The sequence below is a fragment of the Pseudoalteromonas byunsanensis genome (genome assembly GCF_001854475.1).
Classification (GTDB): Bacteria; Pseudomonadota; Gammaproteobacteria; order Enterobacterales; family Alteromonadaceae; genus Pseudoalteromonas; species Pseudoalteromonas byunsanensis.
Map to the genome: position 1 here is coordinate 243,099 of NZ_MNAN01000034.1, position 19,187 is coordinate 262,285.

General features: G+C 42.0%; 16 protein-coding genes. 8 read left to right on the plus strand and 8 right to left on the minus strand.

Translation table 11 applies throughout. From position 1 onward, the window contains the following. Positions 1–17: 17 nt before the first annotated feature. Together BIW53_RS15450 and BIW53_RS15455 are read right to left on the minus strand one after the other, a co-directional pair. Positions 18–1,385: a leucyl aminopeptidase family protein gene (locus tag BIW53_RS15450; protein ID WP_070992934.1), complete on the minus strand. Its 1,368-nt coding sequence runs from the start codon at positions 1,383–1,385 to the stop codon at positions 18–20. Positions 1,386–1,450: 65 nt separating this feature from the next. Then, entirely contained in the window at positions 1,451–1,816 is a 366-nt protein-coding gene (locus BIW53_RS15455; protein WP_070992935.1) for a hypothetical protein, read from the minus strand. Positions 1,817–1,907: 91 nt separating this feature from the next. On the opposite strand from BIW53_RS15455, the gene BIW53_RS20570 reads away from it, so the two are divergent. The 3 genes from BIW53_RS20570 (at position 1,908) to BIW53_RS15465 (ending at position 6,527) form a co-directional block, all read left to right on the plus strand. After that, positions 1,908–2,093: an oxidoreductase-like domain-containing protein gene (locus tag BIW53_RS20570; protein ID WP_084228185.1), complete on the plus strand. Its 186-nt coding sequence runs from the start codon at positions 1,908–1,910 to the stop codon at positions 2,091–2,093. 238 nt (positions 2,094–2,331) lie between these two features. Further along, complete coding sequence (locus tag BIW53_RS15460; protein WP_070992936.1) at positions 2,332–4,959, plus strand: TonB-dependent receptor plug domain-containing protein; 2,628 nt, start codon at positions 2,332–2,334, stop codon at positions 4,957–4,959. A 98-nt stretch (positions 4,960–5,057) separates the two neighbouring features. Further along, positions 5,058–6,527 carry a tetratricopeptide repeat-containing sulfotransferase family protein gene (locus BIW53_RS15465; protein WP_070992937.1) on the plus strand — a complete coding sequence of 490 codons (1,470 nt, stop codon included), beginning with the start codon at positions 5,058–5,060 and terminating at the stop codon, positions 6,525–6,527. Here the strand turns inward: BIW53_RS15465 and BIW53_RS15470 are convergent. Beyond that, positions 6,484–7,389 (minus strand): alpha/beta fold hydrolase, encoded by a 906-nt coding sequence (locus BIW53_RS15470; protein ID WP_070992938.1) that lies wholly within the window; start codon positions 7,387–7,389, stop codon positions 6,484–6,486. The genes BIW53_RS15465 and BIW53_RS15470 overlap by 44 nt on opposite strands. A gap of 145 nt (positions 7,390–7,534) precedes the next feature. Between BIW53_RS15470 and rlmF the strand changes: the two genes are divergently transcribed. Beyond that, positions 7,535–8,395: a 23S rRNA (adenine(1618)-N(6))-methyltransferase RlmF gene (rlmF, locus tag BIW53_RS15475; RefSeq protein ID WP_070992939.1), complete on the plus strand. Its 861-nt coding sequence runs from the start codon at positions 7,535–7,537 to the stop codon at positions 8,393–8,395. A gap of 290 nt (positions 8,396–8,685) precedes the next feature. Then, positions 8,686–9,693, plus strand: a complete 1,008-nt coding sequence (locus BIW53_RS15480; protein ID WP_070992940.1) for an alpha/beta hydrolase family protein — start codon at positions 8,686–8,688, stop codon at positions 9,691–9,693. 34 nt (positions 9,694–9,727) lie between these two features. Here BIW53_RS15480 and BIW53_RS15485 read toward each other — a convergent pair whose 3' ends face one another. The 5 genes from BIW53_RS15485 to BIW53_RS15505 are packed head-to-tail and all read right to left on the minus strand — an operon-like array spanning position 9,728 to position 14,007. After that, complete coding sequence (locus BIW53_RS15485) at positions 9,728–10,639, minus strand: DUF808 domain-containing protein (protein WP_070992941.1); 912 nt, start codon at positions 10,637–10,639, stop codon at positions 9,728–9,730. Between the two features lie 39 nt (positions 10,640–10,678). Then, complete coding sequence (locus tag BIW53_RS15490; protein ID WP_070992942.1) at positions 10,679–11,269, minus strand: thymidine kinase; 591 nt, start codon at positions 11,267–11,269, stop codon at positions 10,679–10,681. A 60-nt stretch (positions 11,270–11,329) separates the two neighbouring features. Then, on the minus strand, positions 11,330–12,133 hold the full coding sequence (locus BIW53_RS15495; protein ID WP_070992943.1) for a type 2 periplasmic-binding domain-containing protein: 804 nt from the start codon (positions 12,131–12,133) through the stop codon (positions 11,330–11,332). A 48-nt stretch (positions 12,134–12,181) separates the two neighbouring features. After that, the gene (locus tag BIW53_RS15500; protein WP_070992944.1) at positions 12,182–12,646 is read right to left on the minus strand and encodes a methylated-DNA--[protein]-cysteine S-methyltransferase; all 465 of its coding nucleotides are present in this window, start codon (positions 12,644–12,646) and stop codon (positions 12,182–12,184) included. Continuing rightward, positions 12,643–14,007: a DNA-3-methyladenine glycosylase 2 family protein gene (locus tag BIW53_RS15505; RefSeq protein ID WP_070993074.1), complete on the minus strand. Its 1,365-nt coding sequence runs from the start codon at positions 14,005–14,007 to the stop codon at positions 12,643–12,645. The genes BIW53_RS15500 and BIW53_RS15505 overlap by 4 nt, the downstream gene beginning before the upstream one ends. Positions 14,008–14,189: 182 nt before the next feature. Between BIW53_RS15505 and BIW53_RS15510 the strand changes: the two genes are divergently transcribed. From BIW53_RS15510 to BIW53_RS15520, 3 genes are all read left to right on the plus strand, one after another. After that, on the plus strand, positions 14,190–14,576 hold the full coding sequence (locus tag BIW53_RS15510) for a hypothetical protein (RefSeq protein WP_070992945.1): 387 nt from the start codon (positions 14,190–14,192) through the stop codon (positions 14,574–14,576). A gap of 129 nt (positions 14,577–14,705) precedes the next feature. Next, positions 14,706–15,857 carry an efflux RND transporter periplasmic adaptor subunit gene (locus tag BIW53_RS15515; protein ID WP_070992946.1) on the plus strand — a complete coding sequence of 384 codons (1,152 nt, stop codon included), beginning with the start codon at positions 14,706–14,708 and terminating at the stop codon, positions 15,855–15,857. 14 nt (positions 15,858–15,871) lie between these two features. Then, positions 15,872–19,003, plus strand: a complete 3,132-nt coding sequence (locus tag BIW53_RS15520) for an efflux RND transporter permease subunit (protein ID WP_070992947.1) — start codon at positions 15,872–15,874, stop codon at positions 19,001–19,003. Positions 19,004–19,187 lie beyond the last annotated feature (184 nt).

The following is a 19,187-nucleotide window of genomic DNA, read 5'->3' on the forward strand; positions in this document are numbered from 1 at the left end:
GCTTTGAATATGATAAGTTAACCTTGATAACGGTTAACTAGATAATCAAAAGTTGCACGTAAACCTAGCCCTTCTCCGCCAACTGGCCGTCCTGGTAAAGCGCGTACGTTCCAAGCCATTACATCAAAATGAATCCAAGGTGTTTGCTCGGGTTGCACAAACTCTTTTAAATAGAGTGCCGCGGTTATAGCACCACCAAAGGGCGATGAACCACAGTTTGCAATATCTGCCACATCACTCTTAAACAGTTCTTTATATTGATCAAATAACGGTAATTGCCACACCGGATCCTGTGCTTTCATGCCATACTCAACCAAGTGTGCTGCTATTGTGTTGTCCGAGGAAAAGAAACCAGGTAACTCGGTGCCCAATGCTACACGACATGCACCAGTGAGAGTTGCAAAGTCGATCAATAAATCCGGATTTTCATTTTGTGCTTCGGCCAGAGCATCACACAGAACTAAACGTCCTTCTGCATCGGTGTTATCGATTTCTACAGTTATACCTTTGCGTGTTTTTATTACATCTCCGGGCCTAAAAGCATTTTTAGAGACAGCATTTTCTACCGCAGGTACCATTACACGCAACCTTACTGGTAAATTAGCCGCCATAATCATTTGTGCTAAACCAATAACATGTGCTGCGCCGCCCATGTCTTTTTTCATATTTCGCATACCCGAAGCTGGTTTTAAATCCAAACCACCCGAGTCAAAACATACACCTTTACCTACAAGCGTTAATTTAGGATGACTTTCATCGCCCCAAACAAGGTCTAACAAGCGAGGTTTGTTGTCACTTGCTCTACCAACCATATGAATAGTTGGATAGTTGTGCTCCAGCAGCTCATCGCCAATTAGTTGGCTAAATTTACCATCAAAGCGCTCAGCAAGCTCAGACATAGTCTCCGCCAAATGCTGTGGCATCATATCCACAGCTGGGGTATTGACTAAATCTCGCACCAGATAAATTGCTTGAGCACTTTGCGTTACACGCTCCAACATGGCGCTATCTTCTAGTGCTAATTGAGCCTCAACCTTAGCCGTCGACTTATAGACTGAGAACTGATAAGCCCCCAATACAAAGCTTAGTGCTTGACGCTCAACAAACGCTTCATCACCTTGCAATTGATAAACGCCTTTTGGCAACTGCTTGGCAAGATCGCCTGCTAACCACATTGAATCTAAAGAATCAACCAAACACACAACGCTTGAGAGGCCACTGTTCTGAATATCTGGGATCAGGAACAGTTTAGAGTTACTTGTTTTTGCTGATGTGATGACAGCTTGAGCTATTGCAGGCTGACTATCTAACCAATCATCTAACTGTGACTTAAGAATGAAATGAATAGGTATGCCTGAGTCTGCTTGAAGGAGTAATCCGCGCATTATAATTTGTCCCGTACCTGTATAAAGTCTAACTTAAGAATAACAAGTTACGAGACGTAAATCACTCATTTACGTGAAGGTTTATTTGTAGAGGAGAATGAGCTTGGTAAAACATCAACACCTACCCATTGGCCAAGTTTTACAATCAAAGGAATTGTTATTGGCGCAAATGGTAATAATGCAAATACACCTAACCCTAGCCCTTTTAAAAGATCGAAAAATTGTTTGTTAGCGACTTTAAGCTCTTCTTTTTGTGCTTTGCCTGTACTGTACCTTTTATAGATATCAAGCATTTCCTTGGTTTCTTGCTTTTCTTGAGATAAAGCTAGTTTGAGCTCAAGCATTGCACGGCGTAAACGCATTTGCTGTCGGCGTTTTGAGATCTTAACTACCCTAATAGGTGCTCTGTGTACTACCTTGATAAGCCTCATAAAAAGTGCCATCAATAAAACTCGTTGCCCCGAGTTTAGCAAAATTTTAATTAATGGTACTATGTGATTTTAGTCTTAAATCAAAACTGCTATGTCAAGCGAACCCAAGATCACCTTTTTAGAAGAACCCAGAAAACCAAAATCTGATGAATGTTGTGGTGGCGGTAGTTGCTGCCCCTGTGTGTGGGACGCGTACCGACAAAAAAGACAAGCCTGGTTAAAATACCACCAAGAGAAACCTCAAGCGGACAAAAAACAAGCAAACGAATTAAATTAATAATTTATTTTTTACCTTGTTCCCCACCCCATATCTGCGCTAATTCACCGATATTTGATGCATTTAAAGAAAAGTTATTTAAAAATTTGCCTTTATTTAAATCAATGCTACGGTTAAAGCGGGTGCAAAGAATGTTTGCATCACAAGTTAATGATATGTATATATAAGTTGCGATAAAAAGCAAACATGAGTTTTGTTTGAAAGCTTATGACAACAATAATCAAACTGGGGAAACAGGATGAAACTACAATTAAACGCGATTAGTCGTGCAATTACTTATGCTATCGCATCAACGGCGTCTGTAGGTATGATATCTACAACTGCATATGCAGAAGAGGAAGGCGCAAAGAAAGAAAAGATTGAGAAGATAGCGGTCGTTGGTTCGCGTGCAGCACCTCGTTCAGTTGGTGACTCACCAGTACCTGTCGATATTATCGGTGGAGATGAACTAAGTAAGGCCGGTGGCGATGATATGCTAGAGCTTCTTAAAGGTTCAGTACCTTCTCTAAACGTTCACCAAAACCCTATCAGTGATGCAGCGTCACTGGTACGTCCAGCAAACCTTCGTGGTCTACCTGCTGACAGTACGTTAATACTACTAAACGGCAAACGTCGTCACCGTTCATCTGTTATCGCCTTCTTAGGTGGTGGTATCAATGATGGTGCACAAGGCCCTGATATCTCAGTTATTCCAAGTATTGCAATGAAACAAGTTGAAGTACTGCGTGACGGTGCAGCCGCTCAGTATGGTTCAGATGCGATTGCCGGCGTAATCAACTTTGTATTAAAAGATGCTTCTGAGGGCGGTAGTTTCTCTGTTAAGCAAGGACAATATTTTGAAGGTGATGGCGATACGACTACATTCGAAGGTAATATCGGCTTACCGTTTACCGATGATGGCTTTGCTAACCTAAGCTTCCAGTATAAAAATGCAGATGCAACAAGTCGAAGCGTACAGCGCCCTGATGCAGCTAAGTTTACAGAGCTTGGAATAGAGGGTGTAAGAAACCCAGCACAAATTTGGGGTGCGCCAGAGATAAAAGACGACATTTCTTTGTTCGGAAACGTAGGTCTTGACCTTTCTAATGACTCTCAATTCTATATGTTTGGTAACTATTCAGAGCGTGATGTTGAAGGTGGTTTCTACTACCGTAACCCTGAAACTCGTCCAGGCGTATATGCTAACCCACTGAAACTAGTAGATACTAACGGCGATGGCACAATAAATGACGATGATGATGATAGCCACCGTCAATGGCTGGTCGCTGACCTAACTTCAGATGGTACTGGCGGATGTCCAACAGTTATTTTCCCAGTTGGTGAGCACCTAATAAACCAGCCTGGCTACCAAGAAGTATTGAACAACGAGAATTGCTTCGCGTTCAACAAAATGCTACCTGCTGGATTCACTCCAACATTCGGCGGTAATATCACTGATACATCTTTAACCATTGGTACAAAAGGTGAAATCAGAGATGGCTTTATGAAAGGCGCTTACTATGACTTAAGTGGTTCAGTTGGCCGCAACGAGTCTCGTTACTTCATGACCAACACCATTAATGCGTCATTGGGCCCTGATACTCCAATGGAGTTCAGTCCAGGAAAATACATTCAACTTGAAAAGAATTTTAACGCTGACATCTCCAAGGGTTATGACTTTGGCCTAGCTTACGATGTAAACGTGGCGGGGGGTTTAGAGTGGCACGAAGAAACCTTCGAAGTAATCGCAGGTGACGAAGCTTCATTCATCGCAGGTCCATTAACTTCACTAGGCTTTGGTATTGGTTCAAACGGCTTCCCTGGTTTCAAACCTTCAGCAGCGGGTGAGTTTACGCGTCGTAACTACGCAGCGTATGTTGACGTAGAAACACCATTTACTGAAGAGTTCTTAATGGGATGGGCGCTACGTTATGAAGATTATGACTCGTTTGGTTCAACAACGAACTTCAAAATCACTGGTCAATTCCAAGCAACTGATGACTTGTCATTCCGTGGTTCAATCAGTACTGGTTTCCGCGCACCTACTGTAGGTCAAGCAAACGTAAGTAACGTTCAAACGAACCTAAGCAGCGGTGTATTGGTAGACTCAGCACTATTACCACCTACAAACCCAGTATCACAAATTCTTGGTGGTAGTGAACTACAACCTGAAGAATCAGAAAGCTACACATTCGGTGCGGTATATCAGTCTGGCGATTTGTTCATGACTATCGATTACTACAACATTCAAGTAGAAGATCGTATCAGTCAATCAGATAAAATCGACTTAACTACCGCGCAAAAAGCAGCTCTTAAAGCGGATGGTGTACCAAACGTGGACAGCATTGCTCAGGTTAGCTTCTTTACCAATGACTTCGATACAACGACTCAGGGTGTTGACGTTGTAGCTAACTACTCAATGGATATGCTAGGTGGTTATTCTACGTTCGCATTCGCATATAACTGGAATGAAACTGAAGTTGACCGATTCTCTGAAATCACTGGTGAGTTCAAAGTTCAACGTCTTGAAAAAGACTTACCACAACACCGTGCTACGCTAACGTGGACGCAACAGTGGGAAGACTTTACAGGCTTTGTTCGTTATAACTACTTCGGTGAGTACCAAGGTGTTCACGTTGATTATGATGCAACTGCAATCATGGCTGATCCTTCAGTAACATTTGATGCAGAGGTAACTTACTTTGCAACTGAGAACATTAGCTTAACGGTTGGTGCGAACAACATTTTCGATCAAGAACCAGAAAAACTTGATTTTGAAAAAGCCACAGGTATTCCTAATAACAATTGGGGTGGTAAATACTACGAGACGTCTCCGTACGGAATCAACGGCGGCTTCTACTACGTGAAAGCAACTTACACGTTCTAAATTTTTACTGTAACCCAGCAGTAAAGGCGAAATGGCATTGGCTATTTCGCCTTTTTGTTTTTATCATCTAAATATATGAAGTCAGAAATAGTCAAAACATGTTACTGATCCAAAGAGCCAATGAATTACTAGCAGAAAACAGGCTTCGTGAAGCGGAGTTTATGTTTAAAGCAGTTCTTAAAGAAAATAACAATAATGGTCACGCTTTGTTTGGTTTAGGGCGATTGTGTATTGAGCTCGCTGACTATGACAGCGCAATTTACTATTTAAGAAGAGCATGTGAAAACCTGCCTAAAGAATTAGACCCGTTATTCACCCTCGCAAATTGCTTTGTTATCGTCGGTTCTGCTGTCGATGCCAAAACCGTATTGGAATATACCCTATCCGTTGCAAGAACCAGCGCACGCGCGCACTATGAACTGGGTCAATTTTATCTGGACCACGGATTTATAGAAAACGCCAGAAGAACATTTGAAGAGGGTGTCTCATGCGAGGACGAACCTGTCACCCCTCATATTATTTATGAAACATCACAACTTTCAGCAACGTCTAAGTTACCGTCCTATGTCGCTAAACTAGAGCAGCTGTTAGAGAAGTATGGCAAAGATCAGCAGTTAAAAATGGTGATTTACTACGCATTAGGCAAATGTCAGCATCGTTTGGGTAATTACCAACAAGCATTCGATGCATTTAAGATGGCAAATGACACACAAATACAGTTTTGTGACTTTAGGACCAAAGATATGCTGCCATTCTTTGCCCAACTTAGAGAGCATTTTTCAGACGACTATTTTAATCAACCGACTAATATAGTAACGACCACGTTTACACCTACATTTATAGTTGGCTTACCCAGAACAGGTTCAACTCTACTTGAGCAAATGTTGGTACAGCATAGCAATATAGGCTCAATCGGTGAGTGCACAGTACTCAGTGACACAATAGTGCCATTTCTCGCCAAACGCGCTAGCGCCCCTTTTCCTTTTTGCGTATCGAATTTGAGTACTTCTGTACTAGACTACTGCCGCAACTTGTATATTGATGAAATCAAAGGTATGCGTATAGGTGACGAAGTTGTCATCAACAAATTGCCCGCGAACTTTCAGAATATTGGTATGATTTATAAAATTTTTCCAAATGCTCGTTTTATTCATTTAACTCGCAATTTTGGCGCCACTGCTTGGTCTGTATTTAGCAATCATTTTGACGCGAACGAACCCTATTTTTGCTCTCTAAGCGAATTTAAACTATATGCTCAGGCGCAAATTGATATGATGGAACACTTCAAAAAATACATTCCACAAAATATATTTACTTTGAGCTATGAGGATTTACTTAAGCAACCTGCAAAAGCGCTCAATCAAACACTACATTTTTTAGGCCAAGAGTTCGAGCCTGAATGTTTAGAGTACTATCATGATAAACGATCCGTCTCTACGTTAAGTAAAGCTCAAGTACGTAAGCCGATAAGTAAAGCACCATTGACTAACTGGCACCACTACCAAAAGAGCATGTCTGAGCTGCTCAATGACGAGAATAACGAGCAAACCAATCTAGCAGGTCCTTAAACTGATCTTGCACTGCATGTTTATGTGTAAGCATGTCGATATGGCCGTAATCATATTGGTGACCATGTTTTCGGCCATACAGCTTAAGCTGTTGAATCCCCTCACCCGACTCTTCCATGAACTTTTTTATATCTATGGGCTGAGCTAGAGCCTTATCTTTTACGCCAGCGATATGTAACGTTGCAGGTAGGCGCATATTTTTGAGTGTGGCTGCATAATCAAAGCCGTCGTCACTGTCAATCCAAGGCTTACGTTTCGCCCATTCCATACCCTGACGATGTGACTTTCTTGTTTCGTCGTCACTTCCCCACTTAAGCGCTTTAGAAGGTAAATATCCATGTTTTTTGGCATACAATGGAGCAAGACCATACCAAATCAAGTTGGCTTGAAAGAACTTACTGATATGGTTATTGTGTAAACTGCGTTTTGAGCCAAAGTAAACACATGCATCCACCTTTTCCACCTGTGATGGAAAACGAGCGAAATAGCTATTCATCAGCACTCCCCCCCATGAGTGAGCAACCCAAAAGCGAGGAAACTCTCCACTGTGCTGCTCGATATGTGCCAACATCGCAGGTATATCTTCTAAAATGGATTCAGTTTGTCCATACTGTGAATGCGCAGAAATAGCTGGCAAACTCTGACCTCTACCACGAAGATCGGCAACATAACAACGATAGCCTTGAGAAGCTAAAAATGGTGCCAAGCCTTTATTACTCTGTGTGTAAAAAATTTTGCCATTTTCAACTGCACCGTGCATAAAAAACACAGCTGGTCCTTTGCTACCAGTTTGAGCTATATATCTCAGATGCAACGATTGTTCTTCACTCAACGGCACAAACAGTGAGCATTGTTCGATCATAACGAGTTCTAATTGTTGTTTTATTGACTCATCCTACCAGTAGAAAATCAGACTCGCAATGCAAACATAAGTGCATGCATAATTGTCACTCATGGTGTGTCAGCGATATAATGCACGGCCAATTACCTCAAAGCACTGAGATATAATGCACAGTAGAAATAAACATCGCCATGGTTACGACTTTCAAGCACTCTGTGCCACGTTACCTGAATTATCGCATCACCTCATCACCACAGTAAAAGGTAATGTCAGTATCGACTTCAGTGCCAGAGAGTCGCTAATATGCCTCAACAAAGCGCTACTAATGCACTATTACGGTGTAAAATATTGGGCACTTCCAAAAGACTTTTTGTGCCCACCTGTGCCTGGACGAGCGGATTACGTTCATGCCTTGGCAGATTTACTCCGTTCCAATACTCAAATGGCTTTATCCAGCTCATCTGTAAAAGTATTAGATATTGGTACCGGTGCCAATCTCATCTATCCCTTAATAGGCCAAGCAGAGTATCAATGGCAATTCACAGCATCTGATGTCAACTTCGAAGCCCTAAAATGCGCCAAAGCCATTGCTAAAGCGAATGATCTCAACATTAAGTTGATTCAACAGCCTAACACAGAACATATTTTCCATAGCGTAATAAAGCCAGATCAATACTTTGAGCTAACCATGTGTAATCCACCCTTTCACGCAAGCCAAAAGGATGCTGAGCAAGGTACAAACCGTAAATGGCAAAACCTCAAACAAAAGCCAACAAGCACGTTGAACTTCGGCGGGCAAAGTCAGGAACTTTGGTGTGATGGAGGTGAAAAACGGTTTATAAAAACTATGATCCGTGAAAGTAAGGATTATGCTGAACAGGTAGGTTGGTTTACCTGCCTAGTTTCCAATAAAGATAATTTGTCACCATTAAAGCTAACACTTAAAAAACAACAACCCAAAGAAATCAAAATTGTGAAAATGGCTCAAGGTCAAAAAATTAGCCGGTTTTTGGCTTGGAGATATTGATAACGCAACCAGAGTAACAGTGTATTAGCTATATAATAGACTTTTTACTTGATAGCCACGGATGGTGAGGTGGACAGTGCCAACAGAGAGTACAGATGACCACAGTAAACGCTTTACGAGATGTAAAATACCAAAGGGCATAACCCCCTTTGCATGTTACCATATAAGGGCCAAACTTGATTCGTATATTGTGTCTCTCGCTTAGCTACTTAGATTATTTATCGTTAAATATTTAAATTAAACTTCCATACATAGCACCGAATGTACGCCGCAAACACAAAGGAGTTGTTTTGAAAAAGCATCTATTATTTTTACCACTTTTGTTGACTTCACTTTCCTCTCACGCGTCTAACTTAATTGATCATCAAGCAGTAAAAAATGAAAAAAGTTGTTTCAGTTGGGTCTTCGCTGATTACGACTCGTGGCGTGGTCAAATGAAACAGAAATATGAAAAAGGGAGTAAGTCGGCAGATATAGTAAATAGCAAACTGTCTCGGTTTGACTCCCTATTCGGTAAAGAAAAATACCAACAATTTAAAAGTAGTTTGGATTGCAGCACCTTTGAATATGAGGTTGACTCCCACATAGTCAAAGGTTACGTCATCAAGCCAAAAGTCGTTGAAAATAAATTACCCGTACTTATCTATAACCGAGGCGGAAATGGTAATTTTGGAGGGGTGGTTTTTGGTACCATGATGAGCCGTTTATTTCCAATAGCTAAAGAAGAATTTATCATCATAGGCAGTCAATACCGAGGTACCTATACAAGATCAGATACGTTGGATGAATTTGGAGGTAAAGACGTAAAAGATGTCATCGCATTACTAGATTTTATACCTTCAATAGAAAGCGCCGACCCAAATAGAATAGGCATGTTTGGGGCAAGCCGTGGCGCTATGCAGACACACTTAGCTGTCAAACAAAGCACAAAAATCAAGGCTATTGCTACTATTGCAGGAAGCACTGATTTATCAAAAGGTTTAACTTACCGCCCTGTAATGGAAAAGGTGTATGAAAAACGAATTCCAAATTACCGTGAAAACAAACAAGCAGAGTTAGATAAGAGATCAGTATTGAAGTGGGTCACACAATTATCTCCAAATATTCCAATTTTGCTCTTACATGGAACAAATGACAAACGCGTATCACTCAAGCACTCTGAAGACTTTGCTGCTGCTTTATCCAAACACAAAATCCCACATAAGTTTGTTGTGTATCCAAATGATAATCATGGACTTACGAAACATAAAGAAGAGGTCAGTAAAGAACTCATTTATTGGTTTAAAAAACACCTATAAACGCAGTTTATGGCGGTACAATTACCGCCTACACTCATGAAGATTTGGGCTTAATCTTAGCGGCAATCATACCCAACAATACAACCGCCGTTCCTGCGATTAAGCCAAATAATGCGCTTAGCACACTGGGCAGTATATATTCCAACCATGAGAAGCTTACAGCTGCAATATCTGTACTAAGGGCGTTAATCCAGAGTGATATGCTGTGCCAGCCATGAGTAAGGATCCCACCTCCAACCATAAACATGGCTATCGTACCGGCTACCGCTAGGACTTTCATCAATTTAGGAGCAATAACCAACAGTGAAGACCCCAGCGCTTTTTTAAAGCCTTTCACATTAGGAGTTGAGAGTAAGTAGAGTCCAATATCATCCAGTTTAACAATAAGTGCAACTAAACCATACACGCCGATTGTCATAGCTACCGCGATTATGCTCAAAACACTTAGCTGCATTGTCAGATTCTGCGCTGCGACAGTACCTAAAGATATGACGATAATTTCAGCTGATAAGATGAAATCAGTCCTAATTGCGCCTTTGATTTTGTCTTTCTCATAGTTGACTCTGTCCACAATCAAGGCGTTTGCTTCACTGTCATGTGGTTGCTCACTGTGAAACAGCTTTTCAACTACCTTCTGAGCCCCTTCGAAACATAAAAATATTCCACCTAACATTAGTAAAGGCGTGATTAGAAATGGCATCAAAGCACTGATCAAAAGTGCTGCGGGTACTAATATTAGCTTATTAACAAAAGACCCTTTGGCGACAGCCCACACGACAGGTAATTCTCTGTCTGCAGATACACCAGTCACTTGCTGAGCATTGAGAGCAAGATCGTCGCCTAATACACCCGCAGTTTTTTTCGCCGCGGTTTTACTCATTAGCGCAATGTCATCCAACAATGTGGCTATATCATCTAACAATGAAAGTAAACTTGCCCCTGCCATATCATTTCCTTTACTTAATAAATATGAAATTGACTAGCGCTAGCTTTTTGTGACCTTTATTAATTCAGCTTTATAATGCTCACGGCACATTGAAACATATCGATCATTACCGCCAATCTCAACCTGCGCTCCATCAGCTATTGCTACACCGTGCTCATCGGTGCGCAGCACTCGATTGGCCTTTCGTCCGCAATGACATACCGTTTTGAGCTCAATTAACTTATCCGCCCAAGCCAACAAGTACTGGGAACCTTCAAAAAGTTCGCCTCTAAAATCTGTTCTTAAACCGTAACATAGAACAGGAATATGTAATTCATCCACAACATCTGTCAATGCACTGACTTGTGCTTTACTTAAAAATTGACACTCATCTACTAAAATGCAATCTATCTTTTCTTGTCTATGCTGCTCATTAACCAAATGTTTAAGATCGGTATGTGTATCATAAATGTGAGCATCCGCCTCAAGACCAATGCGAGAAGCTACTTTACCTACTCCAGCTCGGTTATCAATCGCCGCAGTCAAAATGAACGGTGTCATGCCGCGCTCACGATAATTAAATGCAGACTGTAATAAAGTGGTTGATTTGCCAGCATTCATTGCTGAATAATAAAAATAAAGTTGTGCCATTTGAGTGTCTTAAAGCTTGAAAAGCCGTTAGTCTACCCAAAGTTCATTTGGTTTACTACGTTACTGTGAACTGGTTGTGTTAGAAGAATCATTCGCTTGCTGCGCTTCATTCTCCTTTAGATATCTCATGTATACTTCAGCAAATGGAAATTTAGCCAACTCCCCCCACAGCTGATCAGCCAGCTCTTTGTTATATAAATAGAAATTTTTAGAAAATGCCAAAAATCCATAGCTAATATCAAAAGGCGGATATTTTGCTTGTAAAACATCAGCATAGGGGTAAGCACTCACTTGTTCGCCGTTTATCATACACAGTCCAAACGTACCATCAACGACTTCTTTGCTCACCAAATCAAAAGCATCTCTTTGCGATAAAGTGTCAACTTTTGTAAAACGAGAGTCTGATATTCTCTCGGCTGACGAATACCCTCTTGGAATGGCAAGATTAAAAGTACCTTCGTTACTGTCCAGTTGCGACATAAACGCTTGACTGCCAACTAAACATCTCCCCAACTTGTTAATAGCAAGAGTGGTATCTAATTGCCCTTCTTCGCCTGTGGGAAAAGTCATGTACTCCTGACGACTTTTAACATAACTCGCTATAACCGCATCCACTTTGTTGCGCTTAATATCATGCAAACAACGTTGCCACGGTTGACGTACAAAAATAATGGTGAGTCCTCTGATATTCTTCTCAACCGCTTGCAATGCTTCAATACTCGCCCCCGGATTTGTTGAGGGAACCTCCAGTCCTTTGCCCATATATGAAGGGGCCAGCTCTTTATCCTCGTAGCAAAAGGTCAAAGTCTGAGCATATAAAGCTTGTATATTCAGTAACAAATAACTATAAAAAATCCAGCGCACTAGCAATCCTTCGTTCCCCAACATTCATTCACTTGCTGTTAAGTATATCTAAGTTTTTCTATTTTGCTGCTCATGTTCTAGTAACCATGCTTTTTTTTCCACACCACCTGCATAACCTGTTAATGTACCATTTGCACCTATGATCCTGTGGCATGGCACAATAATACTGATGGGATTCTTACCATTTGCGCTACCAACCGCTCTTACCGCCTTTGGGTTATCCAGACAATTGGCCATCCAACTATAAGTATTCGTATCACCATATGTTACTGTTGTGAGTACTTTCCAAACAGACTCTTGAAACTCAGTGCCATGCACATCTATCGCCACATCAAACTCGTATCTAGACCCAGAAAAATACTCTGTTAGCTGTTCTAATGCGATTTTTGTATGAGTATTATGCTGTTCATCGTGCAGTTTTATTGGCTTAAACCCAACGTAGGTTAAACCGTATTGCGAAGCCTGAATAATGAGAGCTCCAATGGGAGTATTCATGGTGTGTTGATAAATCATAGTTGTTGCCATAGTTGAAATGTTAGATAACTTCGAAACGGAGCGCATTGCTCAGTATCCAGTGTTTCACATTGAGCGAAAGCCTTTTTGACGCCTAAATCTGAGCCTAGATAGATATCAGGGTTACTCTGTCCACGCATTTTTGCATAATCGACAGTCCATGGACCAATTCCTTTAATCGTCAACCATTCATCTAGCTCACTACTAAGTGGATTTTGTTGACAATGTTGTGCGAGGAAAGCCAATGCTTCTTTACGTCGTTGTGGCATTTTAAAAAATGCAAACTCACAGTTCACCATTGCTTCAGGGGAAGGAAATAATCGCTGCCCCAAATGATTGCCCCCCCCAAGTTCATTAACCAGCGTCGTCAACAAGTTTTTGGCCGCTGCAACGCTGACTTGTTGACCCAACACAGCTCGTACTCCCGCTTCAAATTCACTCCAGATGCCAGGAAGCCGCAAACCTTCTGTCAGTTGTAATGATTCTGGTAAAGATTGATATAAATGTTGATAAATAAAGTTAGGGTCCGCATCCAAGTCTAATACCCGTCTGATGTTACTGACGACCAAATGCAGCCCTGCTATGTCATTGATCGTGATCTCGACCTTAAACCTATGATTAGCCTCATCAAAATATGCTTCAAATGCGCCATCATAAGCATCCAGTTGATAGGTTCTACCATAGCTCTTGGGTGTCAACCACTCCATGGGTTCAACTAGCCGCTTAGACAAAAAGTCTTGTAACACTTCCCAGTTATATGGGGGCCTGAATGGTAAGTGCAATGTTATGTGTGATTGTACCTGTTCACATTCCCCTCTGAGTTGGCTAGGTGTTAGCTGAAATAATCGAACGAATGCATCATTAAAGCGACGTAGCGAATTAAATCCACTAGCAAAAGCAATGTGAGCCACGGGTAACTTTGTTTGTTGCAATAATTGTTTAGCAAAATCACATTGTTTATATAGTGCATACTGCTTGGGTGTCGTGCCGTAGTACTGTACAAACAATTTATTTAAATATCTTTGCGTGATCCCTAAGCGGTTTGCCAGGTGTGCCGCTGAATGGCTAGATAATACTCCCTCATCAATCAACTTTTTAGCTCGCACAGCGGTTGTCTGAGTTCCTAGCCACGCATAACTGCCCGGTGCCGAGTCTGGACGGCAGCGAATACAAGGGCGAAATCCCGCATCTGCAGCATTGTGTGCATGTTCGTAATATTCTACATTTTTTTCGTGAGCCGCAGGGGCAGGACAAATGGGACGACAATATATACCTGTTGTTTTAACTGCAACATAAAACAGCCCATCAAAGCGATGGTCACGACTCTTTCTGGCTTTTTGACATACTTCAGGAGAATACATAATCACATCATAGCTCATTCATAATAATGCCAGTGTATCTTAAAAATAAGTTCACTATAGCCATATCTGGAACTAAACCTTAAAACTTGAGACTCATATAGCTAAGACATATACATTGACCCCATTTACAATGTTTGTTAGCTTAGCCCCCTATCAATATTTTGGTACAGACAGGCATAAATTTGAGAGTATTTATCAGCATAATCATTACACTAGTGATTGCTTTGCAATCAGTCAGTGCGATTGCGTCTGCCTCTAAAACTCATCAAATTGACATTGAACACTTACAAACAGAACATGTCCATGCCGAGCATCGTAATGCCGAGCATCGTAATGCCGAGCAAGCTAATACAAAGCAATATAGCTCAGCCACACAGCTATACGATGAGGATGGACATGATATCAAAGACTGTCATCACTGCGGCCATTGCAGTGGTAGTCATCTAAGTTGGTACATTAGCAAGCCAACTTATCAATTGCCTTTCGAGCTTGCGCTAAATGACTATTCGCAAACTGATTCGTACACTATTCACAGACACGAAGCACAATTTAAACCTCCTAAAGCTTAATCTCATTATCTTTTTGGGGTCCTATGGACCTGCTTTAAATTCACCCACGGTATGAAACCATGAGGCACTGCCTCGATTTGCGCGTGCCTTGGGTGCTCTAAACATTATTTATATAGATAAGAGATTACTATGCGTAAACTTAACCTCGTGGGCGCTATTTGTTTGTCATTAACCCAACTACTGCTCATCAATACTGCTCACTCGCAAGAGCCTCACACTCATCATGATGATTCTGCGTTCGATGCTGATACACACTCTGAACAGGGGCAAACAACACAGTTCACATTAACCGCGGCTCAGCAACGACTTGCAAAAGTAAGCATTAGCAAACTAAAAAAACATAAACCTAGTCAAAAACTCTACGCCCCTGGTGAACTAAAAGAAAACGGTTACACCAGCTATGTCGTATCACCACGAACAGACTCTGTCATTATTACCCGTCACACCGCGTTGGGAGAACGTGTAAAAGTCGCAGACAAGTTAATCACCCTCTACAGCGAGACAATGGCACAAGCTCAGGCTGATTACATGGTTTCAGCAAGCCAGTGGCAACGTATTGTGAATTTGACAGATCAATCACTAAGCGATAGTCAGCGCGTTCAGGCAAAGACACGCTATCTTGCTGATTTAGGCAGGCTCACAGCTTTGGGGTTAAGCCCACAAGCAATCCATAAGCTTGATGACCAATCAAATATCGAGCTGGGTCAGTACAGCCTATACGCACAAATATCAGGTGTCGTTTTACAAGATGATTTTGCTCAAGGGCAACGAGTCAATACAGGACAAACTCTTATGCTACTGGCAAACGAACAAAACTTATGGGTTGAGGCGCGCCTGTCTGCAAACGACAGTCAGCATATCAGCCTAGACAGTCAAGTTATTGTTGAGCTGCAAGGCCAAAGCTATCCTGCAAAAGTTATTCAAGAATCACACACCATTGACCCAATCACCCGAACTCGCAATGTTCGGCTTCAGGTAAATAATCAAGATCACCAACTTCACGCTGGCATGTTTGTGAATGTTTATTTTATTTTGCCTACACAAGAGGCTGTCTTGACGGTTCCCGAAACCGCGTTGGTACGAGGCATAGATGGAGATTGGCAGGTTTTTGTCACTGATGAAAAAAGCCACTTTACCGCCATTGAGGTGCAGCGAGGCAGAGCTTTTGGCGATCAAATAGAAATCACCGGTGTTCCTGAAGGTACAAATGTTGTAACTCAAGGCGCATTTTTTATATCTTCACAGCTCGCAAAAAGCAGCTTTGACCCACACAACCATTAAGCGAGGTAAGAACCATGTTTAATCGCTTAATAGATTGGTCAGTTAGCAATCGAGTATTAGTCTTATTGGCGCTGTTTGTCACTTTAAGTGCGGCTGTAGTGACAATTCCAAAACTCAATCTAGATGCGTTCCCTGATGTTACAAATGTTCAGGTTACTATCAATACTCAAGCTCCAGGACTTGCATCTGAAGAAGTTGAAAAGCTCATCACTTATCCCATTGAGGCTGTTATGTATGCCTTGCCAAATGTTGAGCAAGTACGCTCTGTATCAAAAACGGGTCTATCCGGTGTCACCATCGTATTTACAGAGGGAACAGACATCTATTTCGCTCGACAGCAAGTTTTTGAACGCCTACAAAGCGCTAAAGAACTCATCCCGAAAGGACTTGGCACACCGGAAATGGGGCCAAATACATCGGGGCTCGGACAAATATTCCAGTATTTACTCATCGCAGAGCCTGATAGTGATATTGATACGATGGCGCTTCGTAGCATTAATGATTGGGTTGTAAAGCTACTGCTGATGCCCATTGACGGTGTCACGGATGTGTTATCTTTTGGTGGGGAGGTAAAACAGTACCAAGTTAACATCAACCCTACTCAATTGCTCGCCTACTCGCTCACCCAACAAGACGTCATTGATGCAATCGAACAAAACAACGAAAACGTTGGCGGCTGGTATATGAATCGCGGTCAAGAGCAGCTAGTTATCCGTGGTATGGGCTGGTACGCAAGTGGTGAGCAAGGACTTTTAGAGATTGCGCAAGTGCCATTAAAAAGTATTGATGGCACCGTTATTACTGTATCTGATGTTGCAAGCATTCAATTAGGAAGCGAAATTCGCCAAGGTGCCGTCACCATGACACGCCGTGACGCACAAGGTAACGTCGAACAATTAGGTGAAGTTGTAACAGGCATTGTACTCAAGCGTATTGGGGCCAACACTAAAGCGACCATTGATGGGATCAATAACAGGCTTGATGTTATTCAACGAGCTTTACCAGATGGCGTCCGATTGACTCCATTTTATGATCAAGCTGACTTAGTTCAAAAGGCGCTCAGTACCGTTGTGAAGGCTCTCTTACTTGCTCTGATACTCATTATCGTTATCCTTTGCCTATTTTTAATGAGTCTACGTGCCACTTTGTTAGTTCTTATTTCTATTCCCGTTGCTATCGCTTTAGCACTCATGTGTATGGCATGGTTTGGTTTGTCAGCTAACCTAATGTCATTGGGAGGTATTGCGATTGCCATTGGTATGCTAGTCGATGGCTCCGTTGTGATGGTAGAGAACATGGTTAAACGGCTCAATCAACACACTTCAAAAACTAATAGTGAAGTCATTAGGCAGGCAGGTAAAGAAGTAGCCCGACCAGTGTTTTTCGCAGCGCTAATTATTTTGCTAGTGTTTACCCCTTTGTTTAGTTTTGAAGGTGTTGAAGCTAAGCTTTTTCAACCTATGGCCATCAGTATTATTCTATCCGTTGTTAGCGCTATTTTTGTCGCTATTATTATTGTCCCCGCCTTAGCAAGTTATCTATTCAAATATCCAGTCAGTAATAGAAAAAGCATCATTCTTGCCCCATTGGACAAAGGCTATCAATACCTACTTAGCAAAGCGATGCAACGGCGTGGCCTTGTTGTTGGTAGTGCTATTGTGTTGTTTTGCGCAGCCTTATTTACACTACCAAAAATAGGAACCGAATTTGTGCCCGAACTTGAAGAAGGCACGATTAATCTGAGAGTGACTCTAGCCCCTTCAGCGAGTTTACAAACAGCGCTTGATGTCGCGCCTGTGCTAGAACAAAAATTGATGTCTTTCCCCGAGGTTACTTACGCATTGAGCCGCATAGGTAGACCTGAGTTGGGCGGAGATCCTGAGCCCGTCAATAATATCGAAATTTACATAGGTCTAAAACCTAAACAACAATGGCAAAGCGCTTCAAGTCGACTTGAATTGCAAAGCCTGATGGCCGAAAAGCTAGAAGAGTACCCTGGCTTACTCTTTAATTTCTCTCAGCCAATTGCGACCCGAGTAGATGAACTTCTATCTGGGGTAAAAGCCCAACTAGCTATAAAAGTATTTGGCCCACAGTTAGATGTTCTGACGCAAAAAGGTCAACAAATTGAAGAGCTAGTAAAAACGATAGACGGCGCAACTGATGTCGCGCTTGAGCAGATAGTTGGGGAAACACAATTGGTTGTTACCCCCAATCGCCAACAACTCTCTCGTTATGGGTTATCAGTTTCACAAATAATGGATGTAGTACAAGACGGACTAGGTGGCAGCTTGGCAGGACAAGTCATCGATGGCAATGAGCGCTATGACATATACGTGCGCCTTGACCAGTCTTTTAGGCAAGACGTCGCGACAATAAAGTCGTTAAGGCTATTAGCAGCCAATGGCGCATGGGTAAAACTGGCGGATGTTGCTGACGTAAGTATGCAATCTGGCCCCCCGCTGGTGCGCAGAGAAGACGTGCAACGCACCGTGGTGATCCAAGCCAATGTTCAAGGCCGAGATATGGGGAGTGTTGTAGAGCAAATCAAAACGAATATTGATACCATGATCGATTTACCTTCCGGCTATTCTGTCGTCATTGGTGGTCAATTTGAAAGCCAACAACGGGCCCAACAAAGACTTAGTGTCGTAGTACCGCTGGCACTCGCATTAATAGCACTATTATTATATTTCGCTTTCTCTTCAGTAGGTCAAGCTATGCTCATTCTGTTGAATGTGCCGCTGGCTATTATAGGAGGGGTCTTTACGCTGTACATCAGTGGGCAATATCTCTCGGTTCCCAGCTCAGTGGGTTTTATCACCTTGTTTGGCGTAGCCGTGTTAAATGGAGTGGTCATGGTTGAGAGTATCAATCAAGGAATACGAACGGGGCAAACTGAGTCTCGCGCTATCTTTAATGGTGCAACATCGCGACTAAGACCGGTACTGATGACCGCCCTAACTTCTGCATTTGGGTTAATACCAATGCTGCTGGCAAATGGCGTCGGCGCAGAAATCCAAAAGCCACTGGCCAGCGTCGTAGTTGGTGGCTTAGTGAGCTCTACGTGCCTCACACTTTTTGTGCTTCCCGTGCTATATAGCCGATTTTCAAGGCATCGATATACTCATTTAAAGCATGCTTAACTCACCAACAAGGCCTTGAGATGCATCAGCGCTCAAGGCCAAACGCCGAAACTAAGATAATCCATATAATGATACAAAAATGAACTGTAATGCGAATTATAATCAATTTTTAACCATATGATTTTTATGGGTTTTTCATTGACAGCGCTATTCATTTAGATAAACTGGCCGCAATTAATCTTTT

Excerpts from the sequence above, each read along its gene's own strand:
- BIW53_RS15450 (WP_070992934.1), bottom strand. The coding sequence starts at position 1,385 with ATGCGCGGATTACTCCTTCAAGCAGACTCAGGCATACCTATTCATTTC.
- BIW53_RS15455 (WP_070992935.1), bottom strand. The coding sequence starts at position 1,816 with ATGAGGCTTATCAAGGTAGTACACAGAGCACCTATTAGGGTAGTTAAG.
- BIW53_RS20570 (WP_084228185.1), top strand. The coding sequence starts at position 1,908 with ATGTCAAGCGAACCCAAGATCACCTTTTTAGAAGAACCCAGAAAACCA.
- BIW53_RS15460 (WP_070992936.1), top strand. The coding sequence starts at position 2,332 with ATGAAACTACAATTAAACGCGATTAGTCGTGCAATTACTTATGCTATC.
- BIW53_RS15465 (WP_070992937.1), top strand. The coding sequence starts at position 5,058 with ATGTTACTGATCCAAAGAGCCAATGAATTACTAGCAGAAAACAGGCTT.
- BIW53_RS15470 (WP_070992938.1), bottom strand. The coding sequence starts at position 7,389 with ATGATCGAACAATGCTCACTGTTTGTGCCGTTGAGTGAAGAACAATCG.
- rlmF (WP_070992939.1), top strand. The coding sequence starts at position 7,535 with ATGCACAGTAGAAATAAACATCGCCATGGTTACGACTTTCAAGCACTC.
- BIW53_RS15485 (WP_070992941.1), bottom strand. The coding sequence starts at position 10,639 with ATGGCAGGGGCAAGTTTACTTTCATTGTTAGATGATATAGCCACATTG.
- BIW53_RS15490 (WP_070992942.1), bottom strand. The coding sequence starts at position 11,269 with ATGGCACAACTTTATTTTTATTATTCAGCAATGAATGCTGGCAAATCA.
- BIW53_RS15500 (WP_070992944.1), bottom strand. The coding sequence starts at position 12,646 with ATGATTTATCAACACACCATGAATACTCCCATTGGAGCTCTCATTATT.
- BIW53_RS15505 (WP_070993074.1), bottom strand. The coding sequence starts at position 14,007 with ATGTATTCTCCTGAAGTATGTCAAAAAGCCAGAAAGAGTCGTGACCAT.
- BIW53_RS15515 (WP_070992946.1), top strand. The coding sequence starts at position 14,706 with ATGCGTAAACTTAACCTCGTGGGCGCTATTTGTTTGTCATTAACCCAA.
- BIW53_RS15520 (WP_070992947.1), top strand. The coding sequence starts at position 15,872 with ATGTTTAATCGCTTAATAGATTGGTCAGTTAGCAATCGAGTATTAGTC.